Below are 13,946 nucleotides of genomic sequence, written 5' to 3' on the forward strand. Positions count from 1 at the left end.
GTGAGGGGTATTTTCAATCATCGCAGCCCCTCATCCGGCGCTGCGCGCCACCTTCTCCCACAAGGGGAGAAGGGAAGGAAATAAAATGACCACTTTCCCCTCCATAGCCGAAATCGAAACCGGTGCTCTCGTGTCGTGGCCGGCGCTGGAAGAAGAGCGCGATGGCGCCTGGCTGTCGCGGTTTTCGCGCGGCTATTCGCGGCGTTCCAATTCCGTGCAGTCGATGGACCCGGCCGATGACAGCAACGCCGAAGCCCGGCTTGATGCGGCTCGGGCGCGCTATGCCGCGCATGGTCTGCCGGCCTGTTTCCGCATTACCCCGCTGGCCGGGCCCAATACGCTGGCAGCGCTCGACAAGCAGGGTTGGAGCGTGGACGACCGCAACCTGGTGATGGCGATGCCCTTGCGCAAATCCATGCGTCCGGTGGCGGCGCTGACGCAGGGCTTTGCCCATACCGACCTGGATTGGGCGGTGCTGCAAACCACCATGGCTGGCAAGCGGGAGGGGCTTGAGGCGCTTCAGGCCACTCTGGCGCTGATCAAGGTGCCGGCGCGGGCCTTCATTGCTTATAATCAGGACATCAAGCCGGTGGCGGCAAACCTGGTGGTCAATGCCGACGGCATCGCGTTCCTGCTCAACGTGGTGGTCGACGAGGATATGCGCGGGCTGGGCTATGGCAGGGCGATCATGCATGCCGGACTGAACTGGGCCGGACAGCAGGGGGCGACCACTGCCGCCCTGCAGGTGCAGGCCGACAATGCGCGCGCGGTGGGGCTCTACTCCTCCCTGGGCTTTACCGAACAGTACCAATACCAATACCGGCAGGCGCCGAAATGAGCCTGCTCCTGGTTGTTGCCTGCGCCCTGATTGATGCCGATCGGCGGGTGCTGATTGCCCAGCGTCCGGAAGGTAAGTCCATGGCAGGGCTATGGGAATTTCCTGGAGGCAAGGTAGAGCCTGGGGAAACGCCCGAGGCCGCGCTGATCCGCGAACTGGATGAAGAACTGGGGATTTCAACCCAGACGGCATGTCTGGCGCCGGTCAGTTTCGCCAGCCACTCTTACGAAACTTTTCACCTGTTAATGCCACTTTACGCCTGCCGGAAGTGGCAGGGAACGCCGCGGCCAAAGGAACATGTTGCCCTCAAATGGGTGCGTCCACAGGCCTTGCGCGATTATCCCATGCCACCTGCCGATGAACCACTGATCGCAGGATTATGCGATCTGCTTTAATGCAATGGGCGACAGAAAGTCGGGGCAACCATGCGGAATGTTTTGAGACGTTTTATGGTCGATGATGCCGGGGCAACGGCCATCGAATATGCGCTATTGGGCACGATTATCGCGGTCGCACTGGCCGCAACCTTTGCGGTGGTTGGCAATAATCTGGCCAACATGTTTGGCGGCAATGCCGGCAATACCATTGCCGCAGCGTCCACCAGTATCCCTTAGGACTTCGGTTTTTCCAGAACCGATTTCAGGCTCACCCTGGCGCTGCCGGGGGCCAGCGGTTTCTGCTGGCTGGCGTGTGGCGCCCAGCCGCTGAACCACAGGATTTCCAGCGTGGCGCGGATGCGCCCGTCGGGATCGCTGTCGCGTTGAGCATAGGCCTCGGCAGCTAGTGCCAGAAGGCGCGGGGTTGCCAGCCCCCGGGGTCGGTCAAACAGCGGATTGGCGGCGCCGAGTGACTTGATCTCAGCCATCAGCGTTAGCGGGTGAGCGTAGCGCACGACATGGGTTTCCACATCCGCCACCGGCAGCGCCAGCCCGGCCCGCTGCAACAGACCACCGCCGTCGCGCACCTGAATGAACGGGGCGACGCGGGCGAAGGCGCCGCCGGAAAGCTGGCTGTCGGCGACCAGGAATGCCTCGCGCAGTTCGGACAGCGTTGCGCCACCCAGGGCCGCCGCTAGAAACAATCCGTCCGGCGCCAGCTGCCGCGCCAGTTGGCTGAGATAGCCGGGCACGTCATTGACGACTTGCAGATCGAGAATGGACACGATCAGGTCATAGCCGGCACCGGGCAGCTTGGGCAATTCGCCATCGCTGGCCAGGGTCGAGACACGTTCGAAAGCGAACTCCGCGTTGGCGGTGCGGCCGGTCGAGGGCAGCGCCTCGGCATCGGGTCCCAGGATCAGTGCCTTGCCAAAACTGCGCAGCAGCGTAGCCAGTCGTTCATCGAGATCACCCAACACCAGCCGGGTGACAAAATCGTCAGCGTCCGGCGTGCGGCGCGCCAGATGGCGGGCGATCAGCGCTCGATCAAAGATTTTGGGTGGCATCTGCATTGGGGGACGACAGCCTGGATTGGTGCTGGCACTATCCGCCTTATGCAGAGCGATGAAGCGCTTGTCAAAACCTTGAGCATGCCACAGCGCCTGGTCGGCGCCGGGCAGCATCTGGCGCGCGGCCTGCTCGACCAGCTTTATCCGCCGGCCTGCCTGATCTGCGCCGAGCCGACGGCGACCCATGACACGCTGTGTGGAGCGTGCTTTGTGCAATTGCGCCCGATCACTGCGCCCCTGTGTCCGGTGCTGGGCGTGCCGTTTGCGGTGTCGCCGGGGGAGGGCGCGCTTTCACCCGAGGCGATTGCCGATCCGCCGCCCTTTGCACGCTCCCGCGCCGCGGTGATCTACAATGATCAGGCGGCGCTGCTGGTGTCCCGGCTCAAATATGGCGACCGGCCTGAACTGGCGCGGTTCTGTGCCCGGCTGATGGCGTCGGCTGGTCACGAATTCTGGGCCAATGCGCCGATCCTGGTGCCGGTGCCATTGCATCCGATGCGCCAGTTCCAGCGGCGCTATAATCAGTCGCTGGAATTGGCCCGCGCCCTGTCAAAATTAACCGGCCTGAAGCTCGATCCGTATCTGGTGCGCCGCGTCAAGCGCACCCGCCAGCAGGTGGGGCTCTCGGCCGAAGGGCGGGATCGCAATATGGCGGGGGCGTTTGCGGCCAATGCTGACGCCGCGCTGCGCAGCAAGGGCAAAAGCGTGGTGTTGATCGATGACGTGTTTACCACCGGCGCCACCGTCAAGGCTGCTACACGGGCACTCAAACGCGGCGGTATCGACCAGATCGAGGTTTTGAGCTTCGCCCGCGTTGTCAGCGGTGAACAAATACCCATATAAACTGTCAATGTGTTCTGGAGCGTGACATGCCCAAGATCGAAATCTACACCACCCCGACCTGTCCTTACTGCCACGCCGCCAAATCGCTGCTGGCTGACAAGGGCGCCGACTACACCGAAATCACCGTGCTCGACCCCGAACTGCGCGCGGCAATGACCCAGCGCGCCCATGGCCGCCGTACGGTGCCGCAGATTTTCATCGGTGAAACCCATGTCGGCGGTTATGACGACATGGCGGCGCTGGATCGGCAGGGCGGCCTTGATTCCTTGCTGAACGCCTGATCCCCAGCCTTGCATTGGTGCGATGGCATTCGGGCGAAGGCCCGGGTGATATCGAGTGTTGGGTGAATCCATGAAAATCGCCGCCGTCCAGATGCGTTCGACCCCCGATCCAGAGGTCAACATCGTTGCCGTCGAGATCGCGGTGGCCGAAGCCGCCAAGGTTGGTGCCGGCTATGTGCTGACCCCGGAAGTGACCATGGCGTTTACCGCCAATCGTGGGGCGCTGGAACAGGTCGCGGGGCCTTATGAAAACAATCCCTATCTGGCGCGCGTTGCTGCGCTGGCCAAAAGGCATGCAATCCATCTGCATATCGGTTCGCTGGCGGTCGCATTGCCAGATGGGCGCTTTGCCAATCGTTCCGTACTGTTTGCCCCCGATGGCGCGGTGGTGGCGCTTTACGACAAGATCCACCTGTTCGATGCCAGCGTTGCCGGTGCCAATGACTATCGCGAAAGCGACACCTATCGCGGTGGCGATCGCGCGGTGACCGCCCCGGTCGGCGACTTCACCCTGGGTCTGGCGATTTGCTACGACATGCGCTTTCCGGCGCTGTTCAATGGACTTGCCAGTGCCGGGGCCAACCTGCTGTCAATGCCGGCGGCTTTCACGGTGCCGACTGGCCAAGCGCATTGGGAGGTGCTGTTGCGGGCCCGGGCTATCGAGACCGGCTCCTATGTGATTGCTGCGGCACAGGGCGGACACCACGAAAATGGCCGCGCTACCTATGGGCATTCGATGATCATCGATCCGTGGGGCAAGATCATTGCCCGGATCGAGGGCGATGAACCCGGCATCATCACCGCCGAGATTAGCATCGATGCCGTGACCGAGGCGCGCCGGCGCATCCCGGCGCTGGCCAATGCGCGGCCATTCGCGCTAAAATGAGTGCAGAGCCGGCCCGAAACAGGCCGGTGGAAGGAATTGGTCGTGATCCATTATTCGCTGATCTGCGACAAACAGCATCCGTTCGATGCCTGGTTCAGAAGTGCTGCAGCCTATGATGAGCAGCAGGGACGCGGTGCCGTCTCCTGCCCTGCCTGCGGCTCGGCCCATGTGGAAAAGGCGCTGATGGCGCCAGCAGTGGCCCGTTCGGGCTCAGGCAAGATCGTCGTCTCGAACCAGCCCATCAATGACGCCCAAATCCGGGCCGCGCTGCGTGCCATGCGCGACAAGGTGGTCAGCGAGGCCGAAAATGTCGGCGACAAATTCGCCCAGGAAGCCCGCAACATTCATTATGACGACGCCCCGGCGCGCGGCATCTATGGGCAGGCCAGCCGCGAGGAAGTTGCGGATCTGATCGAAGAAGGCATCGAATTCATGCCGTTGCCGGATCTGCCGGACGACCACAACTAAATCTGCCGCCGCGGGTTGTGTGCCTGCGCGGTGCGACCAATATCAAACCGGCACGTTCGTGCCATGTCCGGGCCGCTTCGCTCTGCGAACCCTTTTGCCCGGCTCACAGGAGAATTCATTGTGACAGAACTCAACGCAGCCCTTTCGGGCACTTTTGCCATCGGCGGCGACCTAAAGGTCAACCGTCTCGGGTTTGGCGCCATGCGCATCACCGGCAAAGGCATCTGGGGTCCGCCGGAAAATCCCGAGGAAGCCAAGGCGACGCTGCGCCGCCTGCCCGAGCTGAACGTGGATTTCGTCGATACCGCAGAAAGCTATGGCCCCTATGTCAGTGAAGAGCTGATCGGCGAAGTGCTGGCGCCCTATGCCAAGGGCACAATAATCGCCACCAAGAGCGGCCTCACCCGCACCGGGCCGGATCAGTGGCATCAACTGGCGCGCCCGGAATTCCTGCGCCAGGCCGTGACCCAGAGTCTGCGCCGGCTCAAGCTCGATGCCATTGACCTCTGGCAGTTGCACCGCATCGAGAGCGGCACGCCACGCCCCGATCAGTTTGGCGCCATTGCCCAGATGCAAAAAGACGGGTTGATCCGCCATGTCGGCCTCAGCGAAGTCAGCGTTGCCGATATCAAGGAAGCGCAGAAGTACTTCAAGGTTACCACGGTCCAGAACCTTTACAATCTGGTGACGCGCCAGTCCGAGGACGTGCTGGACTATTGCGAGCAGAACAATATCGGCTTCATTCCATGGCGTCCGATCGACGGAGGGAACCTCGAAGCCGGCAGCGCCGAATTCCGCGCATTGCTGGAAAAACACAGCGCCACACCGGGCCAGTTGGCGTTGGCCTGGATGCTGAAGCGCTCGCCGGTCATGCTGCCCATCCCCGGCACCGGCAAGGTCAAGCATCTGGAAGAAAATGTCGCGGCCGCCGCGATCACGCTGTCCGATGATGATTTCAAGACGCTCGACCGCATCGGCCGCAAGGGCTAGGCGCTTGTCAGCCTGATGGCTCCGTGCGAGCCTCCGTCATCACTGGCGGAGGCTTTTTCATGCGCGGATCATTGCTGGTCATTGCCACCGTGCTGACGGTGGCCCCTGTTGTGCCGGCCTTTGCCGGCATTATCGAAGACGACTTCGTCCATGGCGGCGGGTGCTACATCCGCAACTATGACGCGACCCATCTGGCGGCGCACCCGAAGCAGTTGGTGATGCAGGTCAATCTCGAACTATCGCCCGACCAGGCGTTCGACAATCGCACGACGCTGTATTTCGAATTCACGCTGCGCAACGGCCACGTCTATGGCGCCGATGCCTATTGCACCGCCAGTGGCACTTGTTCGCTCGAAGGCGATGGCGGCACCTTTGCCATCGCTAAAAGCGGCAAGGGTATCAAGCTGAGCGTCGGGGATTTTCTGGAACTGGAGGGCGAAGACTTTTCGCCCGATCTCGCCAAAAGCGATGATCGGGTGTTCCTGCTCAATAAATGCTGAGGGATTAGGTCGGTTCGATAGGGAGGGTGGAATCCCCACTATCGAACCTGACCAACAAGCAGTCTTGGCAGACCGCCTGCGGCTGATCGTGGCTCTAGCACAGCTTGAAAGCAGTTGTCACGAAAATGTCGTCTGGTGCCGTCCTAGAACAAATTCTCCAGATCGCCCAGATCGCGCACGGCCCCGCGCGCTGCCGAGGTGGCAAAGGCGGCATAGGCCTTGAGCGCCTGGGTGACATTGCGCTTGCGCGGATGCGCCGGCTTCCAGCCGAGGCGATCCTGATCGTGGCGGCGCTGCACCAGTTCGTCATCGCTGACCAGCAGCGTAATGCTGCGGTTGGGGATATCGATCTCGATGGTATCGCCTTCGCGCACCAGACCGATGGTGCCGCCTTCGGCCGCTTCTGGGGAAACGTGGCCGATGGAGAGGCCTGAGGTGCCGCCGGAGAACCGTCCGTCGGTCAGCAGCGCACAGGCTTTGCCCAGGCCCTTGGACTTCAAATAGCTGGTTGGATACAGCATTTCCTGCATGCCGGGGCCGCCGCGTGGACCTTCGTAGCGGATGACGAGCACGTCGCCTTCCTTGATCTGGTTGGCCAGGATCGCCTTGACGGTATCGTCCTGGCTTTCGAACACCCGGGCCGGGCCGGTGAATTTCAGGATCGAGTCGTCGACGCCCGCAGTTTTGACGATGCACCCGTCGATGGCGACATTGCCCTTGAGCACAGCGAGGCCTCCATCCTTGGAGAACGGGTTCTCGGGGGAGCGGATGGCGCCGTCCTTGCGGTCCAGATCGAGTTCGGCCCAACGATTGGATTGCGAAAACGCCTGCGTGGTGCGCACGCCGCCGGGCGCTGCCATGTAGAAATTGCGCACGCTTTCGGAATTGGTGCGCGAAATATCCCACTTGTCGATGGCATCGCCCATGGTTGCCGCATGCACCGTGGGTTCTTTGCGGTTGATCAGGTTGGCGCGATCAAGCTGGCCCAAAATCGCAAAGATGCCACCGGCGCGATGCACGTCTTCCATATGAACGTCGTTCTTGGCCGGCGCCACCTTGGACAGAACCGGCACCTTGCGGCTGAGCTTGTCGATATCGTCCATGGTGAAATCGACGCCGCCTTCATGGGCGGCGGCCAGGATATGCAGCACGGTATTGGTCGAGCCGCCCATCGCGATATCGAGCGCCATGGCGTTTTCAAATGCCTGCTTGGTGGCGATGGACCGCGGCAGCACCGATGCATCGTCCTGCTCATACCAGCGGCGGGCGAGGTCAACGACCAGATGGCCGGCTTCTTGGAACAGGCGCTTGCGATCCGAGTGCGTGGCCAGCGTCGAGCCATTGCCTGGCAGGCTCAGGCCGAGCGCTTCGGTCAAACAGTTCATCGAATTGGCGGTAAACATGCCCGAGCACGACCCGCAGGTGGGGCAGGCGGCTTCTTCAATGCTGGCGACTTCGGCGTCGGAATAATGATCATCTGCAGCCATTACCATGGCGTCGACCAAGTCGAGCGCCTGCAGCTTGCCCTTGAGCATGGTCTTGCCCGCTTCCATCGGCCCGCCGGAGACGAACACCACCGGGATGTTGATGCGCATCGCGGCCATCAGCATGCCGGGGGTGATCTTGTCGCAGTTGGAAATGCAGACCATGGCGTCGGCACAATGGGCATTGACCATGTATTCGACGCTGTCGGCGATCAGGTCGCGTGATGGCAGCGAATACAGCATGCCGTCATGGCCCATGGCGATACCGTCATCGACCGCGATGGTGTTGAATTCCTTGGCGACGCCGCCCGCCGCTTCGATCTCGCGGGCGACCAGTTGGCCCAAGTCCTTCAAATGCACGTGACCGGGCACGAACTGGGTGAAGGAATTGACCACGGCAATGATCGGCTTGCCGAAATCGCCATCCTTCATGCCCGTCGCGCGCCACAGGCTGCGGGCACCGGCCATGTTGCGGCCATGAGTGGTGGTGCGTGAACGATAGGCGGGCATGGCAGATCCTCAATACTGAAGGCCGCTTCTGGCGGTCGATGTTGAAAAAAGGTTTAGACCCATTCCAGATGGCGCGCAAGAAAAATGCGTACCGTACGGTACGGTACTCTCGCTTTGATCCGCATAGCGAGGTGCGCTCGGCCACGTTCTGATCCAGCAATGGACAAGGTTTCTGCCCTAAAGGTCGGCGCTAACCCGATTGCGGCCGCCACTCTTGGAGCGGTAGAGCGCTGCGTCCGCCCGCGACAGCACCTGGGTGATGTCCTCGTGCCCCCGCGTCAGTGTCAGCCCGATGCTGGCGGTGGCGCGCAGCGATAGGGCAATGGCGTCCCAGGGTTCGTCAGCAATGGCACGGCAGAGCGTTTCGCAGGCGTCCAGTGCATCAGCTGCGCTGAGGTTGCTGAAGACGAGCAGAAATTCTTCCCCACCCAGTCTTGCGGCAAAGCTGCCGGGGATAGCGGTGGCGGCAGACAGGATGGCAGCCAACCGCCGCAACACGTCATCGCCAATGGCGTGGCCAAATCGGTCATTGACCTTCTTGAAGTGGTCGGCATCGACAATGCCGACAAAGATGGTCTGCCCAGCAGCGCTGGTGGCGATCAGGTCGTTCAGGGCACTATAGGCGTAGCGCCGGTTTTTCAGGCCGGTCAGGTCGTCTTCATGGGCCTTGCGGTCCAGATCGCTCGCCCGGATCAACAGGTCACGTTTTTCGGTTTCCAGTTCCGCCAGTTGCATCTGGTGCAGCCGGGTTTCCAGTTTGGCGCGTTCCGCTTCCAGCAGCGCGGTGCTCAGTTCGATCATGCTGGTGGCCATGCGGGCGCGGGTGTCGGCAATGGCGCTGCGCGTGCTGCTTTCGAGCGCATGAAACTTTTTGTAGTGGGAGAGGGCTTCCACCGGTCGGTCGGTGTGCTGATAGAGATCGGACAGGCGTTGATGCACCTGCAGCATTTTGGGCTTTTCGTCGTTTGCCATCAGCTCGGGCAACACGGTCTCGAAGCGGTCGATCGCCTGATCGGGATTGCCGAATAGTTCGGCGATCCGCGCCAGACTATAGCCTGCGTCGAGCCGCAGCGAGGTGTAACCCTTGTCGGTGGCTATTGCATGGGAACGGGTGATGGCCTGCAGTGCTGGCTCTTCCTGGCCGTTTAGCGCCAGCAGCATGCCGAAATTGCCCAGGCAGATCGCCTCCCGATACGGATGTTCGGCAGCGCGGGCCATATCCAGCGCCGTACGGGCCTGGCTCAGACCTGCGGCAATGGTTTCAGCGACCAGATTGGCATTGCCTTGCTCCAGCGCCCATGTGGCCAGATCAACGCCGTTGCTGGCCAGATTATTGAGAATGCAGAACTTGGCTTCCGCACCCAGGCCCGTGGAAAACGGCAGGGCGCGCAGCAGGAAACCGCGCGATTCCAGGTGATTGCCGAGATAGCCCTGGGCATTGCCGATGCGGTTATAGGCCCAGAACAGCAGGCTGGGTTCGCGCAGACGCTGGGCGATTTCCAGGCTGGTGGTCAGCACCTGCAGCGCTTCCTCCTGCAGACCCAGTTCCATATAGGCCATGGCCTGCATGGTCAGGGCCTGCGCCACCCCGACGTCGTGACCGATCGCCTGTTCCAGTTTGCCAGCGCGGCCACAGGCTTCGGCAGCCCGCTCGTGGGCTCCAATTCGGATCAGCTGATTGGCCATCAGGCAGAGCGCGGTCGCTTCCGCTGCTGGAAGGTCTGCCGCTGCGGCCGCGTCGGCGGCCTGTTGGGCGAGGAGGGCGCCTTGCTGATAATCACCGCGCAAGCGCGCCGCTTCGCTGGCCGCCAGATAGTCGGGCAGGTCCTGCGCTAGGGAATTGGCAGTCAGCATTGTCAAATTTCCAGTCACGCAGGCATGGTTGCACGCTAGAATTAAACTTGTCCTAGCATTGCTCCAGCAATTGCCCGAGTAGAAGAAGGGCGTCATTGAGTTGTCATAATGGGCGAATGGTTGTGTGTGCGCCAAACACGCCTCCATGCAGGGTTAAAACGTCCTGAATTCGACCTGTTTGCCCCGCCGCCCGCTGCCGACCCCAAGAGGCTACGACCGATGAACGACACCAAACAGGCCAACCAGCAGACCCGCGACGCCGAAGCAAAATTGCTGCGCGAGTTGCGCATAGTGCGCCGCCGGCAGCGCCGCGAGCCGTCCGATCCGGCCAAGAGCCTGACCCGTGGCCAGCGGATCGCCGACATGGTTGCCGCAACCATGGGTTCGTGGCGCTTCATCATCATCCAGACCACGATCCTGTTCATCTGGATTGGGCTGAACGTGCTGGGCCTCATCCAGCATTGGGACCCGTACCCGTTCATCCTGCTCAATCTGGCGCTGTCGTTCCAGGCGGCCTATGCGGCCCCTTTCATCATGATGAGCCAGAACCGGCAGCAGGATATCGACCGGCTGCATGCGGCTAATGACTACAAGATCAACGTGAAGGCCGAGCTCGAGATCGAACTGCTGCACGAAAAGATCGAATTGCTGCACACCAAGCTCGATGCCCTGCGCGAAAAGGAAGTGCTGGCGCTGACCAATGCGGTCCAGCAGCTGGGTGGCGGCGGGGCACAGGCTGGTCTGCGGCTGGAATTGTTCGTCAACGATATCGCCCGGTCACGCGATTTCTATCAGAGCGCGCTGGGCTTTACCGCCAGCGGCGCGGCGAGCGGCGGCTATGTGGCGATGACCAGGGGTGGCATCACGCTGTCGCTCAATGACCGGGCGCAATTGCCGGCCGACCATCCGGTGCAGGCGATGAGCGGCGAACGGCTGGGACGCGGCGTCGAGATCGTGCTGGAAGTCGATGATGTCGAAGCGGACTTTGCCCGGGCCCAGTCATTGCAACCGGGCTGCGAACTGACGAGCCAGCCATGGGGTCTGCGCGATTTCCGGGTGATCGATCCGGACGGCTATTATGTGCGGGTCACCGGTCGTCGGACCTAGGACGCCTTGGGCTTTTCGGCCAGCACCATGTAGTTGATCGCCATGTCGGGCGACTTGCGCCACTCGTCGGCCAGCGGGTGATAGACCACGCCGGTTTCGGCTGTGACCCGTAAGCCATTGCGGGTAATCAGGGTCTTGATCTCATCGGGGGTGAGGAACTTCTTCCAGTCATGGGTGCCTTTGGGCAGCCAGCCCAACACGTATTCGGCGCCAAGGACGGCCAGCGCATAGGCGCGGGCGGTGCGGTTGAGCGTGGCGGTGAGCATCAGCCCGCCGGGGGCGACCAGATCGGCGCAGCTTTTCATGTAGAGGGGCACGTTATCGACGTGCTCGACCACTTCCATGTTGAGCACCAGATCGAATTTTTCGCCTGCTGCGGCAAGTGCTTCGCTGGTGGTGGCGCGATAATCGACGCTGAGGCCGGACTGTTGGGCGTGCAGGGTGGCGATCCTGATATTGCGTTCGGCGGCGTCGATGCCGACCACGGTGGCGCCGAGCCTGGCCATCGGTTCGCTCAGCAGGCCGCCGCCGCAACCGACGTCGATCACCCGCAGCCCCTCAAACGGAAGCATGGATGAGCCGTCCCGGGCAAAATGTTCAAGCACCGCTTCGCGGATATAGGTCAACCGCACCGGATTGAATTTATGGATCGGCCTGAACTTGCCCTTGGGGTCCCACCATTCCTCGGCCATCGCGGTGAACTTGGCGACTTCGGCGTCATTGATGGTGCTGGCGGTCATGGGTGGGCTCCGTGTTGGGCGCATATGAGCCCGCGGGCATGGCAGAGGCAAGGCGCAGGGCGTCGCAGGCAGGCGGGGGTTCGATGCCCGAGCCTGATTGCCGTTGCCCTGGACAGCAGAAATTGCCGCCCGGCCCGAGGGCGTCGCGGTTATACGGTAACGGGCGGCCATTGGACCTTCCGAAACAAATAAAGTGGCCCAATGGCCGCCCGTCACGATCCGCTTTTATGCAAGGGTCCGGTTCGTGTGCACCATTATTGCAGACGCACGCGCCGACTTTCACCCGAGCTGGACAGGCGCCCCCATCCCACGATCTCCCCGCCCGACCCTGCGTTGGGGCCGCGTGTGTGACGGGGATGGGTGGATGATGCCATGGGTTTTGGGGGTGGGGATAAGTTTTTCGTGCGGGGAAGATGGATGGGCTTCGCATGGCTTTAGCCCAATCCGTATCTAGTCAGGCTATCGCGCTCTCCTGTTCTTCTTCCTGCCCGTCAGTCCGCTTCAGTTTGAGCGTTTTACCGAGCATACGTCGCGCATCTTGGAGGGAGTCGAAGTAGTTGTCCGCTGCCAAGCTTAGACTCTCGGGCTGAAGCGCCTTACCCATGGCCTCTTCATCCCATTCTCTGTTTATGCGTTTGGCGAGTGCGAACACCACAGCCAGACCGACGCGATTGATCATGGAGTTACGCGATAGTCCCCTAGCCATCTGACGCATGACCTCAGGGTCGGGAGCTTGAGAGTACTCTCGACCCAGTTGCTCCTGCATCAGGGGAACAGCGGGATAAGTCATATTGATGAAAAGTTCCCCGGAGGCGGGGTAGTAGCGGCCTGCGCGACCGATGATTTGTTTCTCTTCGATCTCCAAGGCGTCGTCGAGCGGGATAAGCTTTGGTGCGCGCTCCATATTTTGCGCCATTCGGGCCATTTGCGCCCCCGTCTGAACGACAGTAAGGTCGTCTGGCTTGTGGCGACCGTCGCCCCCGTTGCCTCCGTTTCGACTTGTTCCTCCCTCTACGGACCCTCGACCGGACCCTAGGTCAACGTCGAGATCGCCCTCATCGTCAACACGGGGAGATGTTGCTCGGACACGGAGCTTGTTTAGTAAATCTTGCAACCTGCTCCTGATCTCATCGCTTGAGTCCCCTGAGTTCGGAGCCATGGAATGAATCAAGTCCACAAGCCATTCGGGCCGGTTCTCGAGCACTTGCAGGGCGAAGTCCTTGGCTTCTACCTGATCCTGTTCACCATCAGCATAACGGAGAAACTGGCGATAGCCTTCTGGAAGAACGGGGTAATCATCCGATAGTTCGATGTGGACTGAGATGTGCCGGGCACCGAAAGGAATACCGAATGATGGTGCTTCGATCGTCCAAGAACGACCTGTTAATACACCGTACATTTCACCCTGAAAAACGACGGCGCAGGTACTAAGATTCGATGCAATTGAGCCGCTCACCGATCTGTTGTGCGACGTATCAGCCATCGGTTCGTCATAGATGTAATGAAGCCTAATTCCATTGGGTAGTTCGACAGTTTCGTGCTGTGCGAACACGCCTTTTGTCCGACGAGCTGAGATCGTGTCGAAGCGACGAGAGCCGTCTTTTCGAGCATGAGTACCTTCGAGTAACCGCACCTCTACATTCTCAGGTAAGCGGTAAAAGCGATGGTAGAGGTAAGTGGCCAGCCAAAATCCTTTTTGGGCTGGGTCTCCATCATACGGATCTAATGCGGTATTCTGGTCGGCGTGGTTCCCCAGCAGGACTACTTCGGTCCAATCCTTATCCAGTCGATGGGTATCTTTTGCCTGCAACATCTCGGTCACTTCGATAACGTCACCAAGCGGGTTGCCGTTTGTGTCGAAACGCCGCAACCGGTCGTGTCCCGGGACGTGGTGTAGCTGAGTAGCGCGGTAGTCATCGGCGCTTTCCGGTAGGGTCTGGTTGCTTACACCAACCCTTTACCTGAAGGACCACCGATGACCGACGCGATGATGAACCT

15 protein-coding genes are annotated in these 13,946 nt (G+C 61.1%); 10 read left to right on the forward strand and 5 right to left on the reverse strand.

All coding sequences use genetic code 11. The features are described 5' to 3' along the window. Positions 1 to 85: 85 nt before the first annotated feature. The 3 genes from ABIT12_RS14230 to ABIT12_RS14240 are packed head-to-tail and all read left to right on the forward strand — an operon-like array spanning position 86 to position 1,452. Entirely contained in the window at positions 86 to 838 is a 753-nt protein-coding gene (locus ABIT12_RS14230) for a GNAT family N-acetyltransferase (protein WP_348042629.1), read from the forward strand. Further along, positions 835 to 1,233 carry a (deoxy)nucleoside triphosphate pyrophosphohydrolase gene (locus ABIT12_RS14235; protein ID WP_348042630.1) on the forward strand — a complete coding sequence of 133 codons (399 nt, stop codon included), beginning with the start codon at positions 835 to 837 and terminating at the stop codon, positions 1,231 to 1,233. Before ABIT12_RS14230 ends, ABIT12_RS14235 begins: the two co-directional genes overlap by 4 nt. 54 nt (positions 1,234 to 1,287) lie before the next feature. Beyond that, the gene (locus ABIT12_RS14240) at positions 1,288 to 1,452 is read left to right on the forward strand and encodes a Flp family type IVb pilin (RefSeq protein ID WP_348042631.1); all 165 of its coding nucleotides are present in this window, start codon (positions 1,288 to 1,290) and stop codon (positions 1,450 to 1,452) included. On the opposite strand, the gene ABIT12_RS14245 is transcribed toward ABIT12_RS14240, so the two are convergent. Then, positions 1,449 to 2,288: an SAM-dependent methyltransferase gene (locus ABIT12_RS14245; protein ID WP_348042632.1), complete on the reverse strand. Its 840-nt coding sequence runs from the start codon at positions 2,286 to 2,288 to the stop codon at positions 1,449 to 1,451. The two genes, ABIT12_RS14240 and ABIT12_RS14245, sit on opposite strands and share 4 nt — an antisense overlap. Before the next feature lie 78 nt (positions 2,289 to 2,366). Here ABIT12_RS14245 and ABIT12_RS14250 point away from each other — a divergent pair, with 78 nt between their 5' ends. The 6 genes from ABIT12_RS14250 (at position 2,367) to ABIT12_RS14275 (ending at position 6,253) form a co-directional block, all read left to right on the forward strand. Beyond that, positions 2,367 to 3,128: a ComF family protein gene (locus tag ABIT12_RS14250; protein WP_348042633.1), complete on the forward strand. Its 762-nt coding sequence runs from the start codon at positions 2,367 to 2,369 to the stop codon at positions 3,126 to 3,128. Between the two features lie 26 nt (positions 3,129 to 3,154). After that, a complete protein-coding gene (gene grxC / locus ABIT12_RS14255; RefSeq protein ID WP_348042634.1) occupies positions 3,155 to 3,409 on the forward strand; it encodes a glutaredoxin 3 in 255 nt (84 codons plus the stop codon). 70 nt (positions 3,410 to 3,479) lie between these two features. Further along, positions 3,480 to 4,295, forward strand: a complete 816-nt coding sequence (locus tag ABIT12_RS14260) for a carbon-nitrogen hydrolase family protein (RefSeq protein WP_348042635.1) — start codon at positions 3,480 to 3,482, stop codon at positions 4,293 to 4,295. A 42-nt stretch (positions 4,296 to 4,337) separates the two neighbouring features. Beyond that, positions 4,338 to 4,763: a DUF1178 family protein gene (locus ABIT12_RS14265; RefSeq protein ID WP_348042636.1), complete on the forward strand. Its 426-nt coding sequence runs from the start codon at positions 4,338 to 4,340 to the stop codon at positions 4,761 to 4,763. 120 nt (positions 4,764 to 4,883) lie between these two features. Further along, complete coding sequence (locus ABIT12_RS14270; RefSeq protein ID WP_348042637.1) at positions 4,884 to 5,753, forward strand: aldo/keto reductase; 870 nt, start codon at positions 4,884 to 4,886, stop codon at positions 5,751 to 5,753. 59 nt (positions 5,754 to 5,812) lie between these two features. Further along, positions 5,813 to 6,253, forward strand: a complete 441-nt coding sequence (locus ABIT12_RS14275) for a hypothetical protein (RefSeq protein ID WP_348042638.1) — start codon at positions 5,813 to 5,815, stop codon at positions 6,251 to 6,253. 143 nt (positions 6,254 to 6,396) lie between these two features. Here the strand turns inward: ABIT12_RS14275 and ilvD are convergent, their stop codons facing one another. Continuing rightward, on the reverse strand, positions 6,397 to 8,247 hold the full coding sequence (ilvD, locus tag ABIT12_RS14280; RefSeq protein WP_348042639.1) for a dihydroxy-acid dehydratase: 1,851 nt from the start codon (positions 8,245 to 8,247) through the stop codon (positions 6,397 to 6,399). Between the two features lie 177 nt (positions 8,248 to 8,424). Beyond that, positions 8,425 to 10,101 (reverse strand): diguanylate cyclase, encoded by a 1,677-nt coding sequence (locus ABIT12_RS14285; RefSeq protein WP_348042640.1) that lies wholly within the window; start codon positions 10,099 to 10,101, stop codon positions 8,425 to 8,427. A gap of 219 nt (positions 10,102 to 10,320) precedes the next feature. On the opposite strand from ABIT12_RS14285, the gene ABIT12_RS14290 reads away from it, so the two are divergent. Continuing rightward, positions 10,321 to 11,208 carry a DUF1003 domain-containing protein gene (locus tag ABIT12_RS14290; RefSeq protein ID WP_348042641.1) on the forward strand — a complete coding sequence of 296 codons (888 nt, stop codon included), beginning with the start codon at positions 10,321 to 10,323 and terminating at the stop codon, positions 11,206 to 11,208. On the opposite strand, the gene ubiG is transcribed toward ABIT12_RS14290, so the two are convergent. Beyond that, on the reverse strand, positions 11,205 to 11,948 hold the full coding sequence (gene ubiG / locus ABIT12_RS14295; RefSeq protein ID WP_348042642.1) for a bifunctional 2-polyprenyl-6-hydroxyphenol methylase/3-demethylubiquinol 3-O-methyltransferase UbiG: 744 nt from the start codon (positions 11,946 to 11,948) through the stop codon (positions 11,205 to 11,207). The genes ABIT12_RS14290 and ubiG overlap by 4 nt on opposite strands. Positions 11,949 to 12,402: 454 nt before the next feature. Further along, positions 12,403 to 13,818, reverse strand: a complete 1,416-nt coding sequence (locus ABIT12_RS14300) for a hypothetical protein (protein WP_348042643.1) — start codon at positions 13,816 to 13,818, stop codon at positions 12,403 to 12,405. Positions 13,819 to 13,946: the final 128 nt, after the last annotated feature.

This window comes from Devosia sp., assembly GCF_039927955.1.
In the GTDB taxonomy this organism is placed as follows: Bacteria; Pseudomonadota; Alphaproteobacteria; order Rhizobiales; family Devosiaceae; genus Devosia.

Coding starts and splice junctions, on each gene's coding strand:
- ABIT12_RS14235 (WP_348042630.1), top strand. CDS start 835: ATGAGCCTGCTCCTGGTTGTTGCCTGCGCCCTGATTGATGCCGATCGG.
- ABIT12_RS14250 (WP_348042633.1), top strand. CDS start 2,367: ATGCCACAGCGCCTGGTCGGCGCCGGGCAGCATCTGGCGCGCGGCCTG.
- ABIT12_RS14260 (WP_348042635.1), top strand. CDS start 3,480: ATGAAAATCGCCGCCGTCCAGATGCGTTCGACCCCCGATCCAGAGGTC.
- ABIT12_RS14245 (WP_348042632.1), bottom strand. CDS start 2,288: ATGCAGATGCCACCCAAAATCTTTGATCGAGCGCTGATCGCCCGCCAT.
- ABIT12_RS14230 (WP_348042629.1), top strand. CDS start 86: ATGACCACTTTCCCCTCCATAGCCGAAATCGAAACCGGTGCTCTCGTG.
- ABIT12_RS14285 (WP_348042640.1), bottom strand. CDS start 10,101: ATGCTGACTGCCAATTCCCTAGCGCAGGACCTGCCCGACTATCTGGCG.
- ubiG (WP_348042642.1), bottom strand. CDS start 11,948: ATGACCGCCAGCACCATCAATGACGCCGAAGTCGCCAAGTTCACCGCG.
- ABIT12_RS14240 (WP_348042631.1), top strand. CDS start 1,288: ATGGTCGATGATGCCGGGGCAACGGCCATCGAATATGCGCTATTGGGC.
- ilvD (WP_348042639.1), bottom strand. CDS start 8,247: ATGCCCGCCTATCGTTCACGCACCACCACTCATGGCCGCAACATGGCC.
- grxC (WP_348042634.1), top strand. CDS start 3,155: ATGCCCAAGATCGAAATCTACACCACCCCGACCTGTCCTTACTGCCAC.
- ABIT12_RS14275 (WP_348042638.1), top strand. CDS start 5,813: ATGCGCGGATCATTGCTGGTCATTGCCACCGTGCTGACGGTGGCCCCT.
- ABIT12_RS14290 (WP_348042641.1), top strand. CDS start 10,321: ATGAACGACACCAAACAGGCCAACCAGCAGACCCGCGACGCCGAAGCA.